27 protein-coding genes are annotated in these 24202 nt (G+C 44.6%); 9 read left to right on the top strand and 18 right to left on the bottom strand.

Translation table 11 applies throughout. From position 1 onward, the window contains the following. The first annotated feature begins 200 nt into the window (after positions 1-200). Positions 201-956: a phycobilisome rod-core linker polypeptide gene (locus LEPTO7376_RS14615; protein ID WP_015134939.1), complete on the top strand. Its 756-nt coding sequence runs from the start codon at positions 201-203 to the stop codon at positions 954-956. 172 nt (positions 957-1128) lie between these two features. Here the strand turns inward: LEPTO7376_RS14615 and LEPTO7376_RS23680 are convergent, their stop codons facing one another. Continuing rightward, positions 1129-3048 carry an ATP-binding protein gene (locus LEPTO7376_RS23680; RefSeq protein WP_015134938.1) on the bottom strand — a complete coding sequence of 640 codons (1920 nt, stop codon included), beginning with the start codon at positions 3046-3048 and terminating at the stop codon, positions 1129-1131. Between the two features lie 475 nt (positions 3049-3523). Here LEPTO7376_RS23680 and LEPTO7376_RS14605 point away from each other — a divergent pair, with 475 nt between their 5' ends. Continuing rightward, entirely contained in the window at positions 3524-5077 is a 1554-nt protein-coding gene (locus LEPTO7376_RS14605) for a ferredoxin--nitrite reductase (protein ID WP_015134937.1), read from the top strand. 131 nt (positions 5078-5208) lie between these two features. Here LEPTO7376_RS14605 and LEPTO7376_RS14600 read toward each other — a convergent pair whose 3' ends face one another. The 5 genes from LEPTO7376_RS14600 to LEPTO7376_RS23675 form a co-directional block, all read right to left on the bottom strand. Next, positions 5209-5580 carry a hypothetical protein gene (locus LEPTO7376_RS14600; RefSeq protein WP_015134936.1) on the bottom strand — a complete coding sequence of 124 codons (372 nt, stop codon included), beginning with the start codon at positions 5578-5580 and terminating at the stop codon, positions 5209-5211. An 18-nt stretch (positions 5581-5598) separates the two neighbouring features. Then, positions 5599-6351, bottom strand: a complete 753-nt coding sequence (locus LEPTO7376_RS14595) for a TIGR00297 family protein (protein WP_015134935.1) — start codon at positions 6349-6351, stop codon at positions 5599-5601. Between the two features lie 33 nt (positions 6352-6384). Further along, a complete protein-coding gene (locus LEPTO7376_RS14590) occupies positions 6385-6987 on the bottom strand; it encodes a hypothetical protein (RefSeq protein ID WP_015134934.1) in 603 nt (200 codons plus the stop codon). A gap of 52 nt (positions 6988-7039) precedes the next feature. After that, positions 7040-7453: a VOC family protein gene (locus LEPTO7376_RS14585; RefSeq protein ID WP_015134933.1), complete on the bottom strand. Its 414-nt coding sequence runs from the start codon at positions 7451-7453 to the stop codon at positions 7040-7042. Between the two features lie 314 nt (positions 7454-7767). Then, entirely contained in the window at positions 7768-8718 is a 951-nt protein-coding gene (locus LEPTO7376_RS23675; protein WP_160148468.1) for a Uma2 family endonuclease, read from the bottom strand. 136 nt (positions 8719-8854) lie between these two features. Here LEPTO7376_RS23675 and LEPTO7376_RS14575 point away from each other — a divergent pair, with 136 nt between their 5' ends. Next, on the top strand, positions 8855-9178 hold the full coding sequence (locus LEPTO7376_RS14575) for a translation initiation factor (protein WP_015134931.1): 324 nt from the start codon (positions 8855-8857) through the stop codon (positions 9176-9178). Here the strand turns inward: LEPTO7376_RS14575 and LEPTO7376_RS14570 are convergent. Both LEPTO7376_RS14570 and LEPTO7376_RS26480 read right to left on the bottom strand, forming a co-directional pair. Further along, complete coding sequence (locus LEPTO7376_RS14570) at positions 9165-9656, bottom strand: hypothetical protein (RefSeq protein ID WP_015134930.1); 492 nt, start codon at positions 9654-9656, stop codon at positions 9165-9167. The two genes, LEPTO7376_RS14575 and LEPTO7376_RS14570, sit on opposite strands and share 14 nt — an antisense overlap. A 154-nt stretch (positions 9657-9810) precedes the next feature. Continuing rightward, the gene (locus LEPTO7376_RS26480; protein WP_160148467.1) at positions 9811-9966 is read right to left on the bottom strand and encodes a hypothetical protein; all 156 of its coding nucleotides are present in this window, start codon (positions 9964-9966) and stop codon (positions 9811-9813) included. Here LEPTO7376_RS26480 and LEPTO7376_RS14565 point away from each other — a divergent pair. Next, entirely contained in the window at positions 9965-10888 is a 924-nt protein-coding gene (locus LEPTO7376_RS14565; RefSeq protein ID WP_015134929.1) for a pentapeptide repeat-containing protein, read from the top strand. The genes LEPTO7376_RS26480 and LEPTO7376_RS14565 overlap by 2 nt on opposite strands. Here LEPTO7376_RS14565 and LEPTO7376_RS14560 read toward each other — a convergent pair. The 8 genes from LEPTO7376_RS14560 to LEPTO7376_RS14525 form a co-directional block, all read right to left on the bottom strand. Next, complete coding sequence (locus LEPTO7376_RS14560; protein WP_015134928.1) at positions 10885-11805, bottom strand: ChaN family lipoprotein; 921 nt, start codon at positions 11803-11805, stop codon at positions 10885-10887. The two genes, LEPTO7376_RS14565 and LEPTO7376_RS14560, sit on opposite strands and share 4 nt — an antisense overlap. Before the next feature lie 56 nt (positions 11806-11861). Further along, positions 11862-12098 (bottom strand): hypothetical protein, encoded by a 237-nt coding sequence (locus LEPTO7376_RS14555; protein WP_015134927.1) that lies wholly within the window; start codon positions 12096-12098, stop codon positions 11862-11864. Between the two features lie 43 nt (positions 12099-12141). Further along, a complete protein-coding gene (locus LEPTO7376_RS14550) occupies positions 12142-12609 on the bottom strand; it encodes a thioredoxin domain-containing protein (RefSeq protein WP_015134926.1) in 468 nt (155 codons plus the stop codon). A 45-nt stretch (positions 12610-12654) separates the two neighbouring features. Beyond that, on the bottom strand, positions 12655-13350 hold the full coding sequence (locus LEPTO7376_RS14545) for a hypothetical protein (RefSeq protein WP_015134925.1): 696 nt from the start codon (positions 13348-13350) through the stop codon (positions 12655-12657). Between the two features lie 110 nt (positions 13351-13460). Continuing rightward, complete coding sequence (locus LEPTO7376_RS14540; RefSeq protein WP_015134924.1) at positions 13461-14114, bottom strand: DUF3365 domain-containing protein; 654 nt, start codon at positions 14112-14114, stop codon at positions 13461-13463. Positions 14115-14221: 107 nt separating this feature from the next. After that, entirely contained in the window at positions 14222-14995 is a 774-nt protein-coding gene (locus LEPTO7376_RS14535; protein ID WP_015134923.1) for a cytochrome c3 family protein, read from the bottom strand. Continuing rightward, a complete protein-coding gene (locus tag LEPTO7376_RS14530) occupies positions 14992-15639 on the bottom strand; it encodes a cytochrome c3 family protein (protein ID WP_015134922.1) in 648 nt (215 codons plus the stop codon). Before LEPTO7376_RS14530 ends, LEPTO7376_RS14535 begins: the two co-directional genes overlap by 4 nt. 33 nt (positions 15640-15672) lie before the next feature. Beyond that, positions 15673-16692, bottom strand: coding sequence for a globin family protein (locus tag LEPTO7376_RS14525; protein WP_015134921.1), 1020 nt, complete (start codon positions 16690-16692; stop codon positions 15673-15675). Positions 16693-17328: 636 nt separating this feature from the next. Here LEPTO7376_RS14525 and LEPTO7376_RS14520 point away from each other — a divergent pair. The 3 genes from LEPTO7376_RS14520 to LEPTO7376_RS14510 all read left to right on the top strand — a co-directional run bounded on the left by LEPTO7376_RS14520 (position 17329) and on the right by LEPTO7376_RS14510 (position 21482). Continuing rightward, positions 17329-19119, top strand: a complete 1791-nt coding sequence (locus LEPTO7376_RS14520; RefSeq protein ID WP_015134920.1) for a cytochrome c biogenesis protein ResB — start codon at positions 17329-17331, stop codon at positions 19117-19119. A 74-nt stretch (positions 19120-19193) separates the two neighbouring features. Continuing rightward, complete coding sequence (locus tag LEPTO7376_RS14515) at positions 19194-20906, top strand: cytochrome c biogenesis protein (protein WP_015134919.1); 1713 nt, start codon at positions 19194-19196, stop codon at positions 20904-20906. 93 nt (positions 20907-20999) lie between these two features. After that, positions 21000-21482, top strand: a complete 483-nt coding sequence (locus LEPTO7376_RS14510; RefSeq protein WP_015134918.1) for a Rieske 2Fe-2S domain-containing protein — start codon at positions 21000-21002, stop codon at positions 21480-21482. A 204-nt stretch (positions 21483-21686) separates the two neighbouring features. On the opposite strand, the gene LEPTO7376_RS14505 is transcribed toward LEPTO7376_RS14510, so the two are convergent. Together LEPTO7376_RS14505 and LEPTO7376_RS14500 are read right to left on the bottom strand one after the other, a co-directional pair. Further along, positions 21687-22244 (bottom strand): FKBP-type peptidyl-prolyl cis-trans isomerase, encoded by a 558-nt coding sequence (locus LEPTO7376_RS14505; RefSeq protein ID WP_015134917.1) that lies wholly within the window; start codon positions 22242-22244, stop codon positions 21687-21689. Positions 22245-22304: 60 nt separating this feature from the next. Further along, positions 22305-22628, bottom strand: coding sequence for a phasin family protein (locus LEPTO7376_RS14500; RefSeq protein WP_015134916.1), 324 nt, complete (start codon positions 22626-22628; stop codon positions 22305-22307). Between the two features lie 79 nt (positions 22629-22707). Between LEPTO7376_RS14500 and hisB the strand changes: the two genes are divergently transcribed. Together hisB and LEPTO7376_RS23670 are read left to right on the top strand one after the other, a co-directional pair. Further along, positions 22708-23316: an imidazoleglycerol-phosphate dehydratase HisB gene (hisB, locus tag LEPTO7376_RS14495; protein ID WP_015134915.1), complete on the top strand. Its 609-nt coding sequence runs from the start codon at positions 22708-22710 to the stop codon at positions 23314-23316. Positions 23317-23688: 372 nt separating this feature from the next. Continuing rightward, positions 23689-24198 (top strand): hypothetical protein, encoded by a 510-nt coding sequence (locus LEPTO7376_RS23670; protein WP_015134914.1) that lies wholly within the window; start codon positions 23689-23691, stop codon positions 24196-24198. Positions 24199-24202 lie beyond the last annotated feature (4 nt).

The raw sequence follows: 24202 nt of genomic DNA, 5'->3' as shown, positions 1-24202 counted from the left end.
TGATCTGAGAAAAAAAACGCTAACCAATCCCTCTGAAAACAAGCTTTTAAGTAAAAAAACGCCACAAAAAGAACCGACTGAAGTAGCAGGCGTTAATTTTTGTAATATTTGTTAATCTTTCTCAGGCAAAGACCTCCACTCCTTTATGCTAATCAGTAAGAAATTTTTTTCAAAGTCTTCTGATATAGCGGAGGTCTGATTTGACAATTCCATTATTACAATATGCCCCATCCACCCAAAACGGTCGGGTAGAGGGATATGATCCCCGAGGCGATGAGCAGTCTTTTATCTTCACCACAGAGAATATCCTTAGCGATATCGACTTAGATGTGCTGATCGATGCTGCGTATCGTCAAATTTTCTTCCATGCATTTAAAGCTGATCGCGAGCAGTTTTTAGAGTCTCAACTCCGCAACGGCCAAATTACTGTCCGTGATTTTATTCGTGGTTTGTTGCTTTCTGAAACTTATCTCGATAGTTTTTACACAAAAAATAATAACTATCGCTTTGTCGAACAGTGTGTGCAACGCGTACTAGGCCGTGATGTTTATGGTGAACGCGAAAAACTCGCTTGGTCAATTGTCATTGCGAAAAAAGGTGTTGCTACCTTTGTTGATGAGCTGCTCAACACTGATGAGTACTTAGAAAACTTCGGTTATGATACTGTCCCTTACCAACGCCGTCGTAGCTTAGCTAGCCGTGCAGAAGGTGACACTCCTTTCAACGTCAAATCTCCCCGTTACGATGCTTACCATCGTGCTCAATTGGGCTTTCCAAAACTTGTTTGGCAAAATGCTGTGCGCCGCTTTCGTGCGCCTGAGCAAGCAGCTAAGGCCGGTGATCCTTCGTTGCCAATGTATGTAAACATGGCGCGTAAAGCGATTATTCCTCAGGTTAATGCTCCTGTTTCCACGGCAAATATCAATATGTCCTCTGTTCCTTACCGTAAGGTCTAATGAATAATAGAGTGCTGTTTTTTTTAATAAAACTTAGTTAGTAAAAGTGCTTTAGTTTTCTAATAAGTTTGCCGCCTTAAATACTATTGATATACTCGTTTGTTTGTCTTTAGTCTTTAATGGCGGTCATTTTTATGTTTTGTTTTAGAATTATGCTGGCAAAGCAGTGAGCTTAGCTACTAGCGAGATATTGCTCTTGCTCAGATTGTTTTGATACTGGTGTATGTCGGATGGGAATCCGGATAATTAATTCTGAGCCAACTTTAGCTGTTGAGTTTACAAATATTTCACCTGCATGGTTCTCTGTGATGATTTGATAGCTAATTGACATTCCCATACCTGTCCCTTCACCAATAAGTTTGGTTGTGAAAAAGGGATTAAAGATTTTTTCTTGTATATCATCAGTCATCCCCTGACCATTGTCTTTAAATCGAAGTTCAATTTTGTTTGGGGCAATAATACCAGTGCTAATAGTGATTTGGTTTGGGGATGCTGTTAGTTCAGCTGTAGAGAGATTGAAGCTAGATTCTTCTAGGGCATCGATGGCATTGTTCAAAATGTTGATAAAGACTTGATTGAGCTGGCCAGGGAAACATTCGATCAAAGGTAATTCGCCGTAATTCTTGATGATTTGGATTGCAGGTCGTCCAGATTCTTCTTTGAGTCGGTGGTTCAAAATAACGAGGGTACTGTCGATGCCTTCATGGATATTGACAGCTTTAAATTCGGCTTCGTCTGTACGAGAAAAGGTACGGAGAGATAAGACAATGTCACGAATTCTCTGGGTACCGAGGGTCATGGAATTGAGGATTTTTGGGAAGTCTGTGATGAGAAAGTTAAGGTCGATCGCCTCGACTTCATCCTCTATTTCTTGATTTGGTGTTGGGTAATGTTCTTGGTAGAGCTTTAGGAGTCTGAGGAGATCTTCGAGATATATGCGAGAGTGATGGATATTGCCGTGGATAAAGTTAACGGGATTATTGATTTCATGGGCGATACCTGCAACTAATGCTCCAAGGCTCGACATTTTCTCTGTCTGAACCATCTGAATTTGCTGCTGTTGTAGTTGTTCGAAGGCTTGTTCTAGCTCCTCGTTTTTTCTGCCAATGGTATTGAGCAGTAAATAGACTTGGCGGATGAGTTGGTTTAGGGAACTGGAGAGGGTTTCAATTTCGTCATCTCCCTGAACGTCAAGGGATTGGTTGAAGTCTTCTGCTTTGGTGACGCGGTGAGAGAATTCGGCAATTTCTGAGATGGGTTTGGCGATCGCCCGACTGGTAATGACGGCGACAATGGCTGCCAAGAGCATTGAAAGACATAGACTCCCTAAAATAATTAGCACACGGATTCTTTCTGCCCGTCGTAAATTATCTTCTGCGAGTTGTTCACGACGTGTAACTTCATCTAAAAAAAGCATTAGCTCTTCAGGATAGTTGACAAAGTTTGAAAATTCTTCGCTCCGGGCTAGCTCCAGTAGTTTTGTTTGGGCGATCGCCAACTCCTCATCTGTCGTTGGTGGCGCGGCTATTATCTCATCTACAAAAACGCGGACTTTTTGCCGGAATGTGGCCAAAATGGCTTCGAATTTCTCCATCGATTCATGCAAACTATCGATGTCTGCAACGAAACTTTGAGATGGTAGATTTAATATGCTTGGCATATGCTCACGGATTGAAGAAGGCTGATGCTCACTAGTCATCTCTTCGTGATGATGATGTTCCTCTTGTTCTGCTGACATCTGTGATTGAGTATCTTCATGGTGAGAATGCTCAGAAGAACCTATGTCGTTATGAAGTTGATGGTGAGCTTCTAGAATCAACTCAATTTCGTCAAGCCGATTAAAAAAAGCTTGGCTCGCTTGTTCAAATTCAGCCGGTTTTGATAAGTAAGGCGATAACTGATTTGCGAGCCGATTACGCAAAATACTAACTTGTAGCTCATTAAATAACTTACGCTCAGTTGTTGCTTCCCGTCTGAGCTCTTGGGCATGTCTTTCATAAGCATCACCCACAGCCAATCCCCCAATAATTCCGGCAAGGGCAACCCCTAGAACCACGGTATAGCCTTTGATAATGCGTCTGCGGATAGCCATAGATTTGCTAGAGAAAAATAGATATGAATGACATTGGGACTCTGTGTTGACTCCAATACATTTGCTATTTGAGATTTTTTATCTCTTTAAATCTGAATCTGTTTTTTGTGCACTGGAATTGATGTAGCGATATTTTGACAAGCTAAGTCTAATTTTCTCTGCTAGCCTTAATGTTTTTTAGACATGTTTTTATCCGTTAAACCAAAAAAAATCTAATAATTCCTTTACTGAGCTAATCCCATAAAAATGTCGCTGTCGCTTGACGTAACGGGTGATCGCCATAAAAAGGTAAGGTAAAACAACAAATGTCAAAACAGCATTTGTCCCATTGATTTTTAACAAAGTAATCGCGATAAAGTATCAAATAATACAAAAGCACCCAAATGGAATCGATACTTTAGCCAAGTACCATTAGGATAATCACTAAATCCTGTACAAAACGTCGTATCCCCCAGCTGCATTAGGTTTATCCCCCATGACTGACGCACCCAAAAAGGTCAAACTCACCAAGATTGAAAAAGCCAAAATTGAAAAACCAGGCTTAGCGATCAAAGACGAAATCGAGCAGTTTGCTCAGTCCGGTTGGGAAGCAATGGACAAAGATGACCTAATTATCCGTCTCAAATTTTTAGGCTTGTTCCACCGCCCTGTCACCCCTGGCAAATTTATGCTGCGGATGCGAACACCCAATGGCATTTTAACCAGCGAGAAAATGCGCGTTCTTGCCGAAGTTGTCAAACGTTATGGCGAAGATGGTAGCGCAGACATTACGACCCGCCAAAACCTACAACTACGAGGGATTCGCCTTGAAGATGTCCCTGATATTTTTCAGAAATTTAATGATGCAGACCTGACAAGTATTCAGTCTGGCCACGACAATATCCGTAACATCACAGGTTCCCCTGTTTCTGGCATTGACCCCGAAGAATATTTTGATACCCGTGAGTTAGCCGATAAGCTCCAAGAGATGATCACCAATGGCGGTGAAGGTAGTCCTGAATTTAGCGACTTACCTCGTAAATTCAACATCTGTGTTGAAGGAGCACCCGATAACTCTTCCCACGTTGAAATTAACGACATTGCCTACGTTCCCGCATTTAAGGACGGTGAATTTGGCTTTAATGTCCTCGTCGGTGGTTATTTCTCAGCCCAGAGAATTGCAGAAGGTATTCCGATTAATGTGTGGGTTCCCCCAGCAGAAAAAGAAGTTCTCGCAGTGAGCCGTGGCATCGTTGCTCTCTATTCCCGTTATGGTGCAGAGGAAGGCTTACGTGGTAATCGTGCAAAAGCCCGTGTTTTATGGCTCGTTGAAGCTTGGGGCGTTGAAAAATTCCGCGCCAAACTCGAAGAAGAAACTGGTTTGACTTTTGCGGAAGCTGCTCCTGAAGATGCATTCACCATGGAAAAGCGTGACCATGTTGGTGTTTATCCCCAAAAGCAAGAAGGATATAGCTACATCGGCCTACACGTTCCGGCTGGTCGATTGACTGCTGAAGATATGTTCGAGGTAGCTCGCCTCGCTGAAACTTATGGTACAGGTGAAATTCGTGCCACGGTTGAAGAGAATTTTATTATTCCCCATGTTAAAAATGAGAACGTTGACACCTTCCTCAAAGAGCCATTACTAGAGAAATTTTCGACGAATCCTTCTACGCTTGTTCGTTCTTTTGTGTCCTGTACAGGTAATCGTTATTGCAATTTTGCGCTTATCGAAACGAAGGAGCAGGGTTTGGCTCTAGCGCGGGAACTTGATGCAGAGTTGGATATTCCCCAACGAGTCAGAATGCACTGGACTGGTTGCCCGAACTCCTGTGGTCAAGCACAAGTGGGTGATCTGGGAATGCTTGGTGCGAAGGCCAAGGTTGATGGCAAGATTGTTGAGGCGGTCAATCTTTATTCTGGTGGTACTGTCGGTAAGGGCGCCAGTCTCGGTTCGATGGTAGAGAAGAAAGTCCCTTGTGGTGAAACACTGAAGGAAAAGGTAAAAGGCATTTTAGTTGAGCAGTTTGGGGCAACGCCAAAGGCTTAGTGACAGCTTCTATAGCTCTTTTCTGAAGATTCAATTCAAATCAAAAAAAATCGGTATTGCCAAGAGAGCCTTACCGATTTTTTATTTTTGTCATAAGAGGGGCGATCGCCATCCAAATTAGCCAGATGCGATTAATGAGAATGACCTTCATGCATATCTGAATGGTCGGTTGGTTTAGGTGTTTTGCTGCTTTCTTCAATCATTTCCATTTGATGATTGTGGGGTTGAAAGAGTCCCATATTTTGCTTGCCAACGGAATATAAACCCATTGATACAGCACCGAGACTCAGGGCTCCCATTGAGACTAATCCGAAGGAAATGACACCCATTGCGACAACACCGATGGAAACGATGCCGTGGGTCGCGACACCAATTGCCACGACACCATGGGCGGAAATCCCGATAGCTACTGTGCCATGCGCGCTAGTACCAATAGATAAAAATTTCTTTTTTTTTGGATCTGTCGCAGTGATACTCTGCTTTTCTGGTGTATTGACAGTCATGAATATCGAAGTGCGAATTTATAAAGTTGCCGTCCAGTATAACCAAGCTAGAAAGATTGCGACGATCGCCCCGATCAAGGTATTGATGATATTGACAACTTCGTTGGTGAGTAGGCCGAATTTTTCTTGAATTGTCGCGCCAATGACGCTCTCAAGGTTAGTGGCAATAAAGGCGGCGATCGCGCACCAGAGGATCCCTAAAATATCGATCATGCCGACACCATAACCCACGACAGCGATCGCCAGAGAAGCAACAATACCAGCTAGGGTTCCTTCTAGGCTTACTGCCCCCTCTGTGCCGGGAGGGACGGGTCGAAAAGTTGTGATTAGGAACGTGCGTTTGCCGTAGGCTTTACCCACTTCGCTGGCAGCTGTGTCGGAAAGCTTGGTACTAAAACTGGCGACATAGCCGAGGAAAAATAAACCTTGCCAAAACTCAGGAACAAATAATGAAGCGAGGGCGCAAATTGTGCCGATCAAAGCTGAACCCCAAACATTTTCGGGGCCTCGCAAACCACCGCGACCTTCGGCAATACCTGCGGCTTCTTTAATATCTTTGCCAATTTTTGTGACGCCAACACCCACTAAAAAGTAGAACATCACTACGACATAACCTTGCCAATTGAGACAACCCCACACTAATACCCCGAGTAGCCAAGCGTGGAGATAGCCCATGGGTGTGAGGAGTTTTTTCGGTGCAATCAAGGCTCCCGCCACCAAGATTGTATTCAGGGTGATCGCCACAAACCAAGGATTTTCGAGCAAAGTCATGGGGAATGTCCGCTAAGAAATTTCCTTCATTATCTAAGGTTTCGAATAACTGCGAAACGGTTGTCCCCAATGTCGCCAACATTCTTTGTTAAAGGGAGATCGCCACCGCAAAATCAAATCCCGTTCGAGGGCAAGTCTCTGAGTTCGGTCGCTCGGTGCTGATACATTAAACGCCATATTTACCGCAAAATCGAGCTTATATTTGCGATGCAGACTGACATAAGCATCAATATAATCTTTACAATCGTGAACCCCTTTCCAGCGCTGCTTAATCGATAATTTTGTCTCGCCCACATAAAGCAATAACGGTACCGAATGATCTAGCACAAAATAAATATTGGCCTCTCCCTCCGTCAATGGGTCAGGGTGATCGCGGTAAAAATCCCAAGGCTTGCGTGGCAGTTCAAATGGGTCTAATTTGTCTGCATTCCAATGAGCTGGTTTTGTGTCCAGCTCAAACAGTAAACTTGTTTGACCTGAGCCTACATTTTTGCGAGCTTGACTCTGAAATTTAGCAATCCGATTTTTCCATGCCACCAGCGTTGACGGACTCATTTCGAGGGTCGGTCGCCGTTCCACTTTGTAGGGATTTTTTGTCTCGGCAACGGAAAATAAATTGAGCTGTTCGTCAGGCATAAACTTGCAAAGTCTGTGGCGAATATCAACGGGCTATTTAGTCTAGCAAAGCTTAAGAATTTTCCCCTTGTAACCTGATAAATTCGAGGGGCAGTCCATCTGGATCTGCGAGAAACATTACCTCATAAATGCGATCGCCGATCATTTGTTGTTGAGGCTTGAGCAAAACTTTAATCGACTCAGTGGATTGCGTTTGGAGCTTAGCGAGCCAATCCGGCAAGCTTTCTGTAAGCTCCGTTAGGTCAAAGGAAATGTGATAGTAGCCGACATAATGCTCATCTCCAAATGCATCAGGAGCTGGCTTCGGTTCTGGAATTTGAATCAGTTCAATACGTCCAAGTTCTCCTTGCAACCAACAGGCGAGGCTATAACCCGTTGTAAATTGCACCTCTGTTGTAAAACCCAATAACCCATAAAAGGCGATCGCCCGATGAATATCCGCAGTACGAATCGAAATGTGGTGCATATTCAAATGATTCCTAATGTGAATGATGCCGAGCGATCGCCTAGATTTTTTTAGTGCTACTAAGCTCTGCTTAATTCGATAAGGGCATATTCTGCTTTTTGCAGAAGAGAATCAATCTGATTTTTTTACACCCCAATGGCTAAAGTTGGCATGTCCCCAAAATTCAACATCGCAGCACTGGGGCGATCGCCCACCACTTGCCAAAGCTTTCGAGGACAAACCACCAGATCTGAATTCCCTAAACAAAACAGCCTAGTTGACAAACTTCAATATCCCCATTGCGGCTTGTCAACTAAAGAGAACGACGTAATGAATTAGAGCGATTGCAGCTCAATCAACTCATTGCCTTCATCCGTGAGCAAGTTATCAAAGGAATCATCATCCATGATCTCGCCTAACGTAGTATCTCCCTCTTCTGCCTTCTCCAACTCCTCATTTTCCTGCTTAAGTTTGCGCGCTTCCAAATCATCTTGGAGCATGGCGAATTCACCGGGAGTTAGCTCAGCTTTAAGATCAATACCTTTTTCCTCAAGCAATTCCAACAACACAGCTTTTTCTTGCAATTCGTTGTGAACGAGAGCTTCTAACTCGCGATATTGTTCCTGTAACTCTTCATACTCTGAACGAGCTAAGGCCATTTGTTGCCACTCCATGCTGAAGCCATCCTGTAGTTCGAAGTTGGCATCAACTTCTTCCTGCATCAGCTCTGTATAGGATTGGGGGTTAAGGATTTCGGCTACTGTCAGCTCTATATCAGACAGTTGAGTGGAAACAAGCTGGTCATCACCTGAATAATCTTGATGTTGATAGCCGTTTTCATTTGTTGGATTTGTCCAAACTTGAATGCGTTCCTTCTCTGGATCAATCATCCAAACTTCAGGAATTTCGAGAAGTGCATATTCTGCTTTCTTGAGCAGGTAGTCAGCGCGATTCTCTTGGACTTCGATCGCTAATATTGGGATTTCGCCAAAGTTTAAAACCGCAGGGCCAGAGCGGCGGCGTAGAACTTGCAATAATTCTGGGGAACAGACTAACAGAGTTGGCACACGGGAGGTTTTAAATCCAGTACGCACACCGACATTAAATAAGGTGACTAAATCTACATCCTCTTGCATCGAGAAATGTTGTTGTAGTTTAAAGAGTAAAAACTGGCAAATTTCATTTCTCGCCATGGTTGGAATGGATTTTTGAATCATGCGTCCACGGTCAAATTCAGAGCGGAGGTCGGTACTTGTGTCTTTGTATGTGGGGTTGGTATCTGTCATGTGTTCACCCAGCATCGGTTAATTCATACGTCATTTTGACATTGAATTTCTCAGACGAAACGACTTATGTGACAAACTTCAATATCTGTTGCAACTAGGTTAAATTTTTAGGGTAAAACGTTACGACTCTGGAGCCATGGCACGCAAAAAAATTGTTTATCAGGAGTTTGGGTCTGCACCGGAAACGGAGACGCCAGAAATTGTTGATCTGCCGCCAAATCAACAAAATATTCGGATTCAATCGACTCGCTCTGGTCGTAAGGGAAAAACGGTGACAGTAATCACTGGGTTTCAGCATGCTCCTGCAACGCTCACGAAGCTCACGAAGCAGCTTAAAAATAAGTGCGGAGCTGGTGGCACATTAAAGGATGGTGTGATTGAAATTCAGGGCGATCGCCGAAAGCAATTATTAGAGTTGCTGACGCAGCAGGGCTATAAAGCCAAGATTAGCGGTGGTTAAATTGGCGTTTTTCTTCGAGGAGCCAACGAATTTGCTTGGAGAAGGCATGCACAGACTTAAAGGGATATACGCGCACAAATTGGGGTTTGAGGTTGCGGAATAGGCTGTAATAGCTATTTTGCTCGTCCTCAAATTGATAGGTTAGGGTGGCCTGCATGGCGATCGCCTCGGGAAGGGTGCGCCAACTATTCACTTCAAAAGACACCGTATTGTCTGGGGTGAGCTGGGGAATACCGCAGAATAAAGCTGGGTTTTCTTCCTTTTCAGTCACTGTGAAGTTCAGATCATGCAATAATCCAAGCCATTTTTCGCGGTAGAAAAACCATCCTTTGCGGCTATAAATACGCTGGGGATAGAGGCGTTCAAAAGGATTACTCGACTGGGGTTGAATGGATTTGTCCGTCGGGATGCTCAGGATAATGTCCCCAAAGTCGGCGATCGCCACCTCACGATAAGGACGCTCTAAAAATAATTCCATTACAATTTCTCCCAGCAATAACCCACGTAATTTCAGGCGTAATTAAAAAAATTTGCTAAATCTGTCTGTCACACAGAACAGGCGATCACCCAAGCTCAACTCTCACTGCAACCAACCACAACATCTATCAATGGCAACGAAGAACTGAGAATAATCAGCCTTTTGTATCAAAATTAACAATTTTGTTGTTTTCCTGAGAAAACCCTTTAGGTAAATTCACAAAAGTGTTACCAACTGATACAAATCCATTGGCCGCAGTTACCATAAAATCAAAATCTCTACACATTTTGAGGCGATAAAAATCTGCCATGGCTCAATTGACTGCTGCTGAAGTACTCGCAAAAATCCAAGCCGATGAACCTCTCGTCAATAGCGAACTCAGCGCCCTTGATCTCAGCGGGAAAACTCTCGACTGTGGCGATTTTACAGGAGCCTATCTTCGCCGTACAAACTTGACAGAGGCCTCTTGTGTCGGCACTAATTTTGCGAAGGCAACCCTGATTTTGGCGCAGCTCAAGCAGTGCAATCTCACTGAAGCTCACCTCGAAGGGAGTATCTTTACCCAAGCCGATTTTACAGAAGCAAACCTCCAGCAAGTAAAGGCTGCTGGCGTAAATCTACAGGGTGCAACGTTATCCCAAAGTATGGGGCGAGGAGGGAATTTCGAACGCGGTAACTTTAGCGAAGTGAAGGCGAGCCAAGCTCAATTTGAACGAGCAAATCTTGTTAAAATCCAAGCTCAAAAAGCTGATTTCACCAGCGCCAATTTAAATAAAAGCAATCTCAGCCGTAGCCATTGTCACAACACAAACTTTACTGAGGCCACATTTATCTCCGCAGATTTAGAGCAGGGAGATTTTACCGAAGCAAATTTCACAAAAGCGAATCTCACTCAAGTTAATGGTATTAATACGGTCTTCCATGAAGGGACTTTCACCGACACTTGTTTTGATAATGCTCAATTAGAACTCGCGAATTTTTGGCGTTCAACTATTACTGGGGCAACCTTTCGTAATGCCTCGCTGTTTAGTGCTTCCCTCGAATATGCCACTCTGACTGATATTGATTTTAGTGGTGCCGATTTACGCAGTGCTGTTTTTTTTAAGTCCAATTTAGAGGGGTCTTGTTTTGACAACTGCCGCTTAGAAGGGGCTATTTTTGGTGATGTGACAGGGTTAACGGCTGAACAAAAAAACTTTCTTAAGCAAAATGGTGCTTTAAATGTGGCTTAGTTTGCCGCTTCATCCTCTGTTGGGGTTGCTTCAGTTTCAGTTTCCGGTTCTGGGGCAACGCTCCACCAAAACATATCGGCGATCGCCTGACCATAGACGGTGAATTCTGGCACTGGATTTAGTAGAACCGTTTGGGTCTTTAGCTCAGCTCCTAAACGACGTTCTACGCGGTCAGGGATGCCATAGCCATAAATCACGTGACCTTGTCCTGCGAGCACGACAACCTGGGTTTCTGGATTGACTGTCCGGAACTCGGCGATCGCCGTGGCCATCGTTTCATCCCAAATCACCTGAGCTGCAAAGAAATTATCAAAATTAAAATTGCCATGCTGACCATGGGCACCGAAAGCACCTTGCACAAAATTGCGGTAGTTGGTGTTGCTGAGGTCAAGCTCACTAATTGGTGGAATATAGATCATATCCTCCGCGCTGAGAGATTCTAAACCTTCGCGAGCCACTTGACTAACGACTTCACCTGGCGCGTTCAGTGCAAGGACAGGAATTTTATTTTCCTGGGCGAACCGCATAATCGGGGCGTAAAGCTCCCACGGAAAGCCCCATAACTTTTCATATTCACTTTGCTCAACAAATTCAGCTTCATTAATCTCGCCAGCAATATAGCGATTTAGCACCTCCTGATACGGGCGCTGGAACATTTCCATACCGATGGCTAAATTTGGGTTCCGCTCATAAAGAGCTTTGATAATTTCTAGCTGGGCTTCATGATCCTGCTCACTATCATGAAGTTCTCCCAAAAAAACAACATCTGCGGCCGCCAAAGGCTCAATCGATTGGGTCGGCATCTGGGGGAGTTCGGGTACTTCCTGAGACTCTGTACTCCGTAATGAACATCCCATTGGGGCGATCGCCAACAGACCACCAAGCATCATCAAACCAATCTGTTGCTGAATTTTCATATGCTTCTGCGAAACGCATCAAAACGATAGTTATTTTTTAAGGGAGGTCTTTAATTTTAAAAATTGGGGCGATTAGATGCAATGTGAAACGTTAATGTGACCACCGCCGCCAACACAATCGAGTTTGCAGTATCACAACCAAATAGAATCAAACTTTCGTAGCTTGTGAGACAAACCATTCCTGCTAGGCCGATTGGAGTACTCAACAACTCTAGAAATTCTGAAATCTGTCCCATAACTTCTAAGAGCTGCAAAAAATATTTCAGGATCGTCATTGCGCTAGCGTGTCTCATCTTTTTTCCTCAGTAATAATCAATCTTTGACAAAAAACTGTGCTCAGCCTACGAGGCTGGTCAGGCGATCGGACAGGATTTGAAACGGAATTTTTCCAATGAAGCTATCGACGAGAGTCTGATCTTCTTCAAGCAAAACAAAATGGGGTACACCACTCACTTTATATGTCGCAATTTCTGACTGCCACTGGGGTTCATCAATATTTAGCATTACAAAATTCACATCCGATGCGAAACGCTCATTTGCTTTAGCGAGGGTCGGAGCCATTGTCTGACAAGTTGTACACCAATCTGCGTAAAACTCGATCAAAGTGGGCTTCTGGTTGGCGATCGCCTCACTGTAGGGCATCGCACCAGCCGCAGCAGTCTGTAAACTCATTAGCCCAGACACCGTTGACAGCGTTTGGGTCCCCTGTACAGGACGAGTCAATAAAAAGGTGGCTCCCATAAAAATGGCAATTAATGCCACGGCGATCGCCCCAAAATTTTGTTTAAAACTGCCCTTCAACAAAATAGATACTCCTTACCTCAAAGCATGTAACAAATCTTAACCCAATTATTGATAGTAATAAACCAGCGCGATGTGCATCACTAACATTACGAAGAAAATACTGACGAAAAAGATGTGACTATTTAGCCAAATCAAGCGGAGATGGCGAATCATAAAACCCTTATTCATCGCCTTACTCATGCCCGGTAACTTACCAAACTGACGGCGAGGCGACTCCAGCACACCCGTTTCAGCTGCAACACCCATCACTGCCGTCAAGGTCACCGCGAAAAAGACCCAGAGAAAGACTGCATTAAAATTCAGACCTGTGGCACCCAGCGTATGAATACCGATCATTGCCAGCATGCCGACCCCAGCGAAAATGTGAGTACTACGCCAAAAATTCATTGAGCCAGGTAGTTTGATCTTTACGAACCAGCTACGGCCCCGTTTTCTGGCCACCAAAATCAGTTCAAATAACGAAAAAACCAGACCAACATAGCCTGTTACTTGCTTGAAAAGTTCTCCGCGTAGCAAACCATACAGCTCCACTGCATTAGCCCGCAACATATCGAGATAGCTACCACTAAACACAAATGGCAATAACAGAAAAGCGGTCAGAAAAGTCAGGCCGATCAGCACCTTGAAAGTAGGCTGTAATTTATTCGGTCGTTTTGGCAGGCGCTTAGGCGTATCTATAGAGTCAGATGTCAACATCGATTCAGAGTTCGCATTATCTTGGTTACGAAAAGAGCTACCCATGAGCTTTGTTATAGTCAAAAAAGAGTTGCCGGAAAGGGTATTTGTTGTACTGAACTTCCCGGCATTACCATCAGCCCTTGATTATTGTCAGATAGTCAAGGGTTTACTTTTTAGGCATCACCTAAAGGGATATTGATAACGACGCCGCCCATTACATCGTTCACTTCGAATACCTTGTCGGGATAACGTTCAAGGTGGACAGGGTGAGTGTTGTGACAGGTTGCACAAGCTTCAGCAACTGCAATGTCGGGATACATCGCGGAGTAGTATTTCTGGCCACCAATTTCTTGATAATCCTTTACTGCTTCGCCAGTTTCAGTCATTGTTGCGAGGGCTGTTTCTTCAAAATCGCCTTTGGGTGCATGGTTATCGTTGATATACCACTCAGAGATGAGGTTGTAAGTGAAGTAACCAGCTTCGTTTGCGATTTCGGAACCTAGGCGGAACATTTGAGCGGGTAGAGGAATACCATCAGTCTGTTGCCAACCTTCAGTTGCTTCAACGTCTAGTACGCCTGCTTCTTTTTCCTTACCTTCAAGGACTTTTGCACGACTAATAACATGCTTGGTATAAGCTGTACGGTCAGCTTCAAGAACTGTATGGATATAGTCTGCAACCTTGGAAGGGTCAATGCCTGCGGGAGCCGAGGCTTCGGGGGTTCCGCCAGCACAGGATACGGCGGTCACTGCCACAGCGAGAATGATGGCGATAAATGCAACTGTCCGAGTCCGGATCGTTGTTAGCCAATTTTCTATGAATGCCATAGTTGTTGGGATCTCCTTAAGTGTTGGAAATGTAGTTGTATTGTGCGGAAGCACAGAGGAGGAACTGAGATGAAAACGTTCGTAGAAGCGAACTCTGGTGTTGATGACTAGTTTCCTGAACGTCGCTTTTCTGAAGCGCGCATCAAGTCAAATGTCTGCATTTCGAGGGTAGGCGGTGCATCGAAATTCGCCTCCACAAGCTCGTCATCAAAAATACTGTTGTAGCTATATTCCACGCCGTGGCAGTTGATACAAACTTCACCGACCATGCGATCGCGCGGTAACAGGTTATAGGTGTTGTTGTGGTTCACGAATGCTGTGGTGCGATCGCCAACTTTTTTTTCATGGCGAGCCATATGGCAAGTGGAACAACTAACTGAATTTGCAGAAGGGCGCGGTAAATTGCGATCTGCATCAAACAGTTCTGCGTGGCGGGAATTTTTGTAGTTGAGAGAATGGTTATCGGCGTGGCACGTAAGACAGGAGTCTACGGCAGCAGGAATCGTGTTGGCAGAGTGAGCATCATGGCAGGTAGCACAACCCATCTGGAGATTGGCGGCTTCCTTATGCATGGGTAACCTCGCCATTGTTGGGTTTAATGCTGATTCGCCTTCTAGTAGACGAATACCATGTTTCCCAAGGAGAAAGGTATCAACTGAATCCTCATGACAACTTCGGCAACTGGCTTTGGGCTGTGCGACAAACTCCTTTGTCTCTTCGTCCTGATGACAACTGGCACAGTTCACATCGTTAATAGCGTGGAGACTCGATTCCCAAAGTTGGGTACTGAGATCAATGTCTTCTTGGGTGGCGGCGATCGCCGGGCTACCGCAACCGAACCAGAGGGCGATAGTTAAAAGACAAACAATAATTAACTTCATGACGCACCTCCTAGAAATTCTTTGCTGAGGTCAGGCTTTGGCGCGGTATCAAGAGTCCAATCAACGGAGTGATCTGGTACGCGCTGCACCGGTAACATTGGCGGTTGACCCATGTTTTGCCGCAAAAATCCAGTGGATATCGTCCTATGGTCGTGATAGTTATGGCAACCTGCCGTCCAGCAACCATCCGGTGTAAAGCCATCATGACTCTTGAGGTCGCCATTAATAATTCCTTCATGGCAAGCCATACAAAGATCTGGCTGGAGGTTCACACCCCGATCAAACATATGGACATGTTCTGCATGGCAGGTGGTACAGGTTAGAGCCTCGATTTTTTCGAGGTCACCTGCCCAGCGCGGATCCCGGAATTTCTTAGTACCGTGGATATCCTGTTCTAGTTCCGCTTCGTGACACCGGGTACATGTTTCATTTGTCACAGGCTTAAAACCCTCATGACAAGAGGCACAAGACGCTTCAAATAAGTAGTGACCAACAGAGGTTTCCCCTGGTATGAAAACTTGCTTCGCGTTGAGGGCAAATGCCGCTGCAAACCAGCCAATTAAAGCTAGACAAGTTGCAATGGTTATAACCTTCAAACTCATCAGCGATCGCCAACCAAACCTTTTCTTCACGCCCTGTGCCATCTCCTAAATCCTTTACCTTTACCCGATTCAGCCTTAAAGCAAAATCAAGAGGTAGAGGATGAGTGTAATGGCACTACCACCAACAACAAAAGGCACAGCACCAGATCCAATATTGCTATCAGGAGCTTCAACCGCAGGAGCTGGGTCGAGAGCAACCTCATCCTGAGAATAATCAGCACCATCGAGCATTACTTCTGTGATTAGCCCATAAGCTTTGACCCATGCTGCTTTTACATCCGGTGTCCAATCCGCGTCTAAATATTGCTCAAACGTTTTTAAGAGCGTATTACCGACTAAAGGATAGTGCTCAGGTAAAGCACCATACTTCACATGGCGTGCCCCAAGACCCTTGAGCGCATCAGTTAACGCACCGGGCTTTTTCAAATTTTCAACAACAAAAACCAAGGATGCTAAAAGCTTCTTGCTCTGCTCCTTAACGTCAGTATTTGCAAATAGAGGTTTTGCTGCAGGGTAGTCAGTGAAAAGATTTTCGTAAAAACTAGAAGCAAATTCTTCCGCCTTGGGCTTTACTTTCTCAAAACTAGATTCAAGTAAACCAACTTGCAAACCAGTCGCTTCATCCACAGAAGTGTCAGGCGTCTCAAGCGCGACTTCGCCTTCGGAATAATCAGCGCCATCGAGCATCACTTCTGTGATCACACCATAAGCATTGACCCAAGCGCCTTTTACTGGCTCTGTCCAGGCATCACCTAAAAATTGCTCAAAAGTTTTGAGGAGTGTATTACCAACAAGGGGATAGTGCTCAGGTAGCGCACCATACTTAACGTGCCTTGCACCTAAGCCTTTTAACGCATCAGTGAGAGCTTCTGGATTTTTTAAATTCTCAACAACAAAAACTAATGAAGCTAAAAGCTTCTTGCTCTGCTCTTTGACATCGGTATTCTCAAAAAGAGGCTTAGCTGCAGGGTAGTCGGTAAAAAGGTTTTCGTAAAAAGAACTCGCAAATTCGTTGGCTTTGGGCTTTACTTGCTCAAAACTTGATTCTAAAAGCTCAACTTGTAGACCAGTATCATTAGATGCGTCAGAAGACATCGACGGTTTTTCCTCTCTTAAAGCAGACCATTTAGTAAAGTGAACTTAGGCAAGAACTTATGCTTATTTTGTTGTGTAAACACGATTAATTAATTGCAGTTAATATTTTTAGTGAGCAACAAAAAAGGTGAATTCACGAAGTTAAGTTAAAGCCAAATTCAACTTATTCAACTTGAATACTCAAACTAAGTGGGCGGCTTCAAGACTTTTGTCAAAAAGACTACAAATAAGAAAAGAAAATAAATCAGTCAATGCTTTTTCTGCATTACTTCATTTTATTCATATAGACTTTCAATAAGGAAGTCTGTATTAGAGCTTCCATCATGACTTAAGTAACGGTATATTTTTGCTTTGAGAATCTCAAGAACTTTCTCTGCCAAGAAATTCGGCACTTTCAGACTGTCTGTTTTATCGGCCAATCAATATAAGAATATTTCTCAATAGATAACTCTGAATACGCTCTAATAGCAAAAAAAGAATTGATCAAATAGGTGGCAACTGTTGCTTTGGATACAGTTTAAGAGGAGCTTGAGATTGCATTTTTTGAATAGTGTTTTGTGTTTTGTGACGGATTTTACTAACTAGATTGATTAAATCATTGATTGTTTAATCACTAGATTTCCGTCCTACGTAAGTATGGGTATAGACTCCAAAATTTTTCGCTTTCTCGGTTCAATTAAATTAGCTGTACCTTTGCTTGGAACGATCGCCCTGATTTTGATTGGTGCGACATTTTATGAATCAAATGTTGGGACACCAACGGTACAAAATTTAATTTATAAAAGTCCTTGGTTTGGGGCGTTAATGTTTTTGCTCGCTGTGAACCTTGGGATTTCGACATTGAGTCGTTATCCGTGGCGTGGTGCTAGAAAAGTTGGTTTCGCCATTACCCACTGGGGCTTGGTCGTAATCATTGCGGGCTCGGCGGCAGTGATTCATTTGAGTACAGAAGGGATGCTGCTTGTGCGTACTGACGGCGGCGCAATTAACCAAATTCGTGTCGAAGGTGAGTTGCTTGAAGTTGCGAATCCCGATGGTACGCAAACCCAGCGCGATATTTTTGTGCGGGAGGATGGCTCGGTTTATCCGGAGAAGATTGGTGATCTTTCACTCATCGGCTACACGGATAATGCTGTAACTTCTGTGCAATTTCAGGATGGTGGCCAGATTGATAATCTGGCGGTAAAAGTCCAGCTCCAGAGCGATCGCATGGGTCAGTCTGTGGAAAGATGGTTGGCGATCGCCCCGTTTGGTTATCAACAGACTGACATTGGCCCTGCGCACCTCGAAATTGCGAAGGCGACCGATGAACAAGCTCTCACAGAGTTATTAAAAGAGCCCACGAGTGAAACACATGAGTTTGGCTTACTGGAAATCGACGGTAAATCTTTCGACGTCCGGGATTCAATCAATCAACCTCTGAATTTATCTAACGGCATTAAAGCGGAAGTGACGAGCGTTTGGGCGGATTTTCGCCTCGATGCGAATAACAAACCGACGTCTGCATCGACTCAATTTAATAATCCCGCACTACAACTCGATCTCAAGCAGGGCGATCGCCAAGCGAAGTGGTTTGTCTTTGCCCAGCCAACCTTTGAGCCAATCCGTTCTGGCGATGAGATTGAACTAGCTGTAAACTACGCTCCCCCCAAACTGCCGCAAACCGACTATTTCCGCATTGTCGAAGCCCCCAATCATCAGCTTTTCTACGCAGCGGCATCTTCGAAAGGGTTTAAATCAGGCGAGTTTACCGCTGGCCAATCCGTCACTCCCGGTTGGGCAGACTTTAAAATTTCCCTTGTGGATCGTTTAGATAAGGCTACTGTGCAGCGACAAGTTGTTCCTGTCGCTCCGGTAAAACAGGGCATGATGGCACAATCTGGTTCCCCAGCCCTCCATGTGGCAACACCCGATGGTCAAGATTTTTGGTTACCTTGGAGTGAACCGACGGATCTCAAAACCGCCGATGGTGATTATTTTGCCGCCTTTACACCAAAGATTTTGCAATTGCCTTTCTACGTCAAGCTAAATAATTTCATCGTGGATCGTAATGAAGGTAGCGAGTCTGTGGCGATGTGGACTAGTAAATTGACGCTCTTCGACGCCGAAACTGATTCAGCCTCTAAGCGTAAAGTTTGGATGAATCACCCCACTTGGTTTATGGGTTGGAAATTAGCACAGGCCTCCTGGAATCCTGGCGATCTCAAGCAATCTACCCTCCAGCTAAAGCGCGAACCTTGGTGGGTCACAGGCTTAACTTGGCTAGGCTCCGTAATGGTCACAGGCGGGATTGTCTCCATGTTCTATGGACGGGCGATCGCCAAAACATTCCGTTCTAAGTCCTTGCCCGATTTACCCGAGGAAGAGGAAGCAGTGAAGCCTCATATTCCAATTTTTGATGCCCTAACATTAAAAAAATCATCCTAAACGCGGCGATCGCCGAATAATAGAACTATCCAGATTTATTTCCCTATACATTCCACCCACGAATCGGTTAAACCATGAAAGCCCCAAACGTGATCAAATTTATTATTGGTCTGTGCCTCGGCTGCGTGCTGCTGTTTTTTCCCTTTACGCAGTTTCAGCCCGATGGACTGGAGTCATTACGGACATTAACAGTGCAGCTCGATGGCCGTAAAAAGCCCCTTGATACTGTTGCCAAGGAAACCGTTGCCAAAATCCACGGTGCGACGAGTTATCAAACTGTTAATGGTGAAAAAGAGGATTATCTCAGCACCTATCTGGAAATGTGGTTTAACACCCGTAACTGGAATGAAGAGCCGTTTGTTTTAGTCAGTTACCGTCCGCTGAAAGAATTAACGGAGCTGGAGCTGGAGCAAAAGCATTTTTCGTTCCAAGAGCTGATGACCAATAAAAAGTTGGCGGCAGTAGTGGATCTCGCCCATGAAAAACAATTTAATGAGCAAGATTTGAATCGTGATGAACGGGAAGCCTTAACCATCGAAGATCGCTTAAATCTCCTCTACAGTTCTGTCGGCGATCAAGGCTTACCGATTGTGCCTCATCCCACCGATATCAAAGGGAAATGGGCAGGCCTTAATAATGCAGATGAACTTTACGATGTTGAAGAATTTGCACCGCTTGTCGCTAATTTTGCGATGATTCAGCAGGCTGTTTTCAATGGTGGTCTTGATCATCTCTCAGCTTTATCTGATATCACAGGTAGTCTGAAAGCTGGGTTACGTAGCCTAAGCCCAGAGATTTATCCAAGCGATTTTGTTCTGGCGCGGGAAACTCACTTTAACCATTTTCATCCCTTTGCGAAGGCTTGGCAGCTTTATGGTTTAGCCTTTATCGCAATGCTCATTAGCCTCTGGGTAAAGCCTTGGAATATTTACTGGAGTGCAATGGGTCTGTTTAGCACAGGTATTGCTGTTCAAACCTATGGTTTTTTCCTGCGAATGCAAATTGCCGGTCGTCCCCCCGTCACCAACATGTATGAGTCGGTAGTTTGGGTCGGCTTCGGTATTGCGGCGATCGCCCTTGCCTTTGAACTGCTTACCCGGAATCGTTATTACATCTTGGCGGCAGCACCTTTGTCGGTGATGTGTTTATTATTGGCCGATAGTTTGCCAGCGGTTTTAGACCCTAGTATTTCGCCCCTAGTACCTGTCTTGCGCGATAACTTCTGGTTGAGTATTCATGTCCCGACGATCGCTCTCAGTTATGCAAGCTTCGCTCTTGCGATGGGATTAGGTCATGTTGCCCTCGGAAATTATCTCTTCACACCGAGCGCCAAGCCACGCTTAAAAATGCTTTCCCAGCTTAATTACCGCGTTTTGCAAGTAGGTGTACTGTTGCTAACTGCTGGCATTATTCTCGGTGGCATCTGGGCGCACTTCTCTTGGGGGCGTTTTTGGGGCTGGGATCCGAAAGAAACTTGGGCATTAATTGCACTGCTCTGTTACTTAGCTCCACTCCACGGACGTTTAGTGGGTTGGATCGGGGATTTTGGCGTTCATGTTGCCAGTATTGTCTCTTTTAATGCAGTTTTGATGGCCTGGTATGGCGTTAACTTTGTTTTAGGCACTGGCTTGCATAGTTATGGCTTTGGCACAGGCGGTTCTGAGCTTTTGATTGCCGGGGTTGTGGGACTAGATCTTTTGCTAGTTCTGATCACTGCAACCAAACATAAAGGCTGGCTCAAACCTTCTGAAACAGAAGCTTTAACCACGGCTGAAAACCCGAATTGAGTCACCTACGACAACAAACCAAATTTTGGAATTGGGGTGCAAGACTGTGCTCCTTTTTAATCTTAGATTTGCAAATCTTGAGGAAAAGACACCATGAAAAGACGTGAATTTTTAAGCTGGGTCGGACTCGGCGCAATTGCAACTTCTCTACCTGTGGCGATTGCCGCCTGTTCTGATGGTGGTGAAACAGAAAGCACAGCCCCTGCGGCTCAAACTGAAAAAAGCCCTGAGGGCGAAAAAGTCGAGATTGATACCACTCCCCGCGAAGATGGTTTTGCGGCGATCGGTACTGTTGAGCAGTTAGATGAAGAAGGGTCTATTTCTAACAAAAACTTCAATGGCGAACAAGTTGCGGTGATCCGTGATCCCGCTGCTTCCGATGCTTTGATTGCTGTTAATGCATTCTGTACACACCAAGGCTGTACTGTTGCATGGGCTGGCGAATCCTTTGATTGTCCTTGTCACGGCTCTAAATTTAGCGAAAGTGGCGAAGTGCTCTCTGGCCCTGCTTCAAAAGAGCTGGGTACATTCACCGCAATGATTGAAGAAGAGCTAGTTTATGTCAAAGTCGCTTAATTGCCTGAGACCTTAAACAATTGAATAGTTTTCAATGATGGACAAATTTGTATTGGCCATCTTTTTTTTTGACGATGTGTGGTGTCAGACAACCAATCGAAATGCCTTTAAGCCAAAGTCCATAAAAAAAGAGTCCACTGAAATATTAATTTCAGGAACTCCCAAATATCTATTTTTTAAATGGTCATTCAACCGTTATGGGTTCTAACGAATCTTGAGGAGTTCAACGTCGAAAACAAGGGTTGCATCGGGAGGAATCACACCGCCAGCACCACGGGAACCATAAGCGAGATCAGAGGGAATAATGAGTGTCCGCTTCGCACCGGGATTCATGGCCATTACACCTTCATCCCAACCTTTAATAACTTGACCGACGCCAATCACGAAAGAAAAGGGTTCATTGCGCTGTCTGGAGCTATCGAATACTTTGCCATTGAGAAGCTTGCCAGTGTAATGAACTGTCACCATTTCACCTTCCATAGGGAAGTCACCTTCGCCAGCAACGTCTTCGGTGTAACGCAAGCCAGAGTCCGTGGTTTTGATCGCGGTGATATCTATGCCCAAAGCTTCTAATTCTTCTTTATTTTCCATTTCTACTGTTTCCTCGGTGGGGTTTGCCGCAATGTTTACAACTTCAACTTCTGATGTGGAGGTGATTTCATCGGCGATCGCCGGCTGACTGCCGATATTAAATACAGCAGAAGTGATGATCATGACGCTACAGATCACGACGATGCCAAAGCTTATCCAGATTTCTCGCATAAATTTTTATACTTTGTTTGTATACTCCTGAAATCTCAAATTCTTATATATATTAACGACCTAACGCCACTGCTTATTCTCTAATTCTCTGACTTGTCGTTCGAGACGATCGATGCGTCCGCGGAGCTCATTCATTTCGGCTTGATTTGGCACACCGAGGTCTTGAAGGACATTGCGAACCTGCCTTTCAAAATAGGCTTCTGCATTGCCCTGTTCCATTTTGAGCTGATTCATCATGTCATCGATCATATTTTTGGCTTGGTCAGGATTAATCGTGCCATCCTTAACCCATTGGTCGCTGGCTTCTTTGACTTTTTCGGCAACAATTGACGTTGTGCCAATGCCAAACATAACCATCTGTTGCAGCCAGTTGTTGTTATCCATGATGTGAGCGTTGTCTTCCTAAAAGTTTGCAACCGTAAGCTAGAATAGCTTAGCTAAATTGAGGGTTGTTCTTTATATTATGCCTGCTTCTTCTGATTCCAATCGTACGGCTTTTGTCACTCGTGTAACGGGCGAAACTGATGTAAAAGTAGGCGTTAATCTCGATGGTACTGGTATATGTAAAGTGCAAACGGGTGTGCCTTTTCTCGACCATATGTTGCACCAGCTCTGTTCCCATGGTCTCTTGGATCTAGAGATCGATGCGAAAGGGGATTATGAGATTGACGATCACCATACAAATGAAGATGTGGGGATTACCCTCGGTCAGGCGATCGCCCAAGCGATTGGAGACCGCAAAGGTATCCATCGTTTCGGACATTTTGTTGCTCCCCTCGATGAAGCATTAGTGCAAGTGGCTCTTGATTTTTCGGGTCGCCCTCATTTGACTTATGGGCTGGAAATCCCAACAGAGCGGGTTGGCACTTACGATACTCAGCTTGTACGGGAATTTTTTGTCGCGATCGTAAACCATACCCAAATGACCATTCATATTCGTCAACTTGATGGCCTCAATTCCCACCACATTATCGAGGCAACATTTAAAGCTTTTGCACGGGCAATGCGGATGGCTTTAGAAATTGATCCTCGTCGAGCTGCAACTATTCCAAGCTCTAAAGGTATGCTCTAAAGTTTTGAAGTTTCATTTGTATTCTATTTGCTCAATTAATGTTGGAATGGTGATGAATTTTGAGTGATCGCCTACATCATTAAATGAGATTGAGCTAATAATAATTTCATACAGAAGATTTTCCCCACTCCAACACAAAGAACACCTGTTCTAGGTTAAGAGCTGGAAAGATCAAATGAATACAATATACTTGTACTATGCCGATACATTTCTCAATTTCTTTGGCAGACAAAACAAGTACATAAATATTGATATTCGCAAAAAAGAAGTGAGAATTGAGGAAAACGTGCAGAAAAAGGCGAAAAAATCAGAAGACGTGATTAAAATAACCCTTAGTAGCAATCCGTTTTCTGTGGAGTCGAAAATAGTAGAATGGCAGTCGCTCCTCGACCTTGGCAAACCCCCGCGCTTCCGGTTCGTCCCCGCAAGCGTAAGGTTGTGCATCGAGGTTCTAGATCTGCAATTTCTGTCGCTCCAGTTTCGCCTCTAAAGGTTGCTCCGTCGGTAAACAAGATGCCGGCACGCGCTCCAAAACTCCAATTTAAACTCCTTGCTATGAGTCAACGGTTTACACAATTTTTGGCGATCGCCAGCATCAGTACAGCGGTAGGATTGTATGCCTGCACTGTGTATAACCAAAAAGTGTGGGGAGACGCCTACGCAAAGTTGGATCGTTTGCAGGACGATGAACGAGGCTTTGTCACTAATAATGAAAGCCTTAAGCAACAATTTATTGAGCAGTCCGAGACACCAGAGACGGAGCTCGTAACACCAAAGCCGGAACATAACGTTTTTGTCCCTGCACCACAATCCGTGAAACTTCGCCCCCAAGCAAAGCCAACTCTTCAACCTATCGATAATCAGACACCCATCGGCTACTAGATCG

Source organism: [Leptolyngbya] sp. PCC 7376 (assembly GCF_000316605.1).
Classification (GTDB): Bacteria; Cyanobacteriota; Cyanobacteriia; order Cyanobacteriales; family MRBY01; genus MRBY01.
Note: the sequence above shows the minus strand (reverse complement) of the source record. Positions and strands in the feature narration are given on the sequence as shown.

Coding starts and splice junctions, on each gene's coding strand:
- LEPTO7376_RS14585 (WP_015134933.1), bottom strand. CDS start 7,453: ATGCACCACATTTCGATTCGTACTGCGGATATTCATCGGGCGATCGCC.
- LEPTO7376_RS14500 (WP_015134916.1), bottom strand. CDS start 22,628: ATGGATAACAACAACTGGCTGCAACAGATGGTTATGTTTGGCATTGGC.
- LEPTO7376_RS14605 (WP_015134937.1), top strand. CDS start 3,524: ATGACTGACGCACCCAAAAAGGTCAAACTCACCAAGATTGAAAAAGCC.
- LEPTO7376_RS14515 (WP_015134919.1), top strand. CDS start 19,194: ATGAAAGCCCCAAACGTGATCAAATTTATTATTGGTCTGTGCCTCGGC.
- LEPTO7376_RS14520 (WP_015134920.1), top strand. CDS start 17,329: ATGGGTATAGACTCCAAAATTTTTCGCTTTCTCGGTTCAATTAAATTA.
- LEPTO7376_RS14535 (WP_015134923.1), bottom strand. CDS start 14,995: ATGAAGTTAATTATTGTTTGTCTTTTAACTATCGCCCTCTGGTTCGGT.
- LEPTO7376_RS14590 (WP_015134934.1), bottom strand. CDS start 6,987: ATGCCTGACGAACAGCTCAATTTATTTTCCGTTGCCGAGACAAAAAAT.
- LEPTO7376_RS14525 (WP_015134921.1), bottom strand. CDS start 16,692: ATGTCTTCTGACGCATCTAATGATACTGGTCTACAAGTTGAGCTTTTA.
- LEPTO7376_RS14575 (WP_015134931.1), top strand. CDS start 8,855: ATGGCACGCAAAAAAATTGTTTATCAGGAGTTTGGGTCTGCACCGGAA.
- LEPTO7376_RS14565 (WP_015134929.1), top strand. CDS start 9,965: ATGGCTCAATTGACTGCTGCTGAAGTACTCGCAAAAATCCAAGCCGAT.
- LEPTO7376_RS14540 (WP_015134924.1), bottom strand. CDS start 14,114: ATGGCATTCATAGAAAATTGGCTAACAACGATCCGGACTCGGACAGTT.
- LEPTO7376_RS14595 (WP_015134935.1), bottom strand. CDS start 6,351: ATGACTTTGCTCGAAAATCCTTGGTTTGTGGCGATCACCCTGAATACA.
- LEPTO7376_RS23680 (WP_015134938.1), bottom strand. CDS start 3,048: ATGGCTATCCGCAGACGCATTATCAAAGGCTATACCGTGGTTCTAGGG.
- LEPTO7376_RS14505 (WP_015134917.1), bottom strand. CDS start 22,244: ATGCGAGAAATCTGGATAAGCTTTGGCATCGTCGTGATCTGTAGCGTC.
- LEPTO7376_RS26480 (WP_160148467.1), bottom strand. CDS start 9,966: ATGGCAGATTTTTATCGCCTCAAAATGTGTAGAGATTTTGATTTTATG.
- LEPTO7376_RS23675 (WP_160148468.1), bottom strand. CDS start 8,718: ATGACAGATACCAACCCCACATACAAAGACACAAGTACCGACCTCCGC.
- LEPTO7376_RS14530 (WP_015134922.1), bottom strand. CDS start 15,639: ATGGCACAGGGCGTGAAGAAAAGGTTTGGTTGGCGATCGCTGATGAGT.
- LEPTO7376_RS14600 (WP_015134936.1), bottom strand. CDS start 5,580: ATGACTGTCAATACACCAGAAAAGCAGAGTATCACTGCGACAGATCCA.
- LEPTO7376_RS14560 (WP_015134928.1), bottom strand. CDS start 11,805: ATGAAAATTCAGCAACAGATTGGTTTGATGATGCTTGGTGGTCTGTTG.
- LEPTO7376_RS23670 (WP_015134914.1), top strand. CDS start 23,689: ATGGCAGTCGCTCCTCGACCTTGGCAAACCCCCGCGCTTCCGGTTCGT.
- LEPTO7376_RS14570 (WP_015134930.1), bottom strand. CDS start 9,656: ATGGAATTATTTTTAGAGCGTCCTTATCGTGAGGTGGCGATCGCCGAC.
- LEPTO7376_RS14555 (WP_015134927.1), bottom strand. CDS start 12,098: ATGAGACACGCTAGCGCAATGACGATCCTGAAATATTTTTTGCAGCTC.
- LEPTO7376_RS14510 (WP_015134918.1), top strand. CDS start 21,000: ATGAAAAGACGTGAATTTTTAAGCTGGGTCGGACTCGGCGCAATTGCA.
- hisB (WP_015134915.1), top strand. CDS start 22,708: ATGCCTGCTTCTTCTGATTCCAATCGTACGGCTTTTGTCACTCGTGTA.
- LEPTO7376_RS14545 (WP_015134925.1), bottom strand. CDS start 13,350: ATGGGTAGCTCTTTTCGTAACCAAGATAATGCGAACTCTGAATCGATG.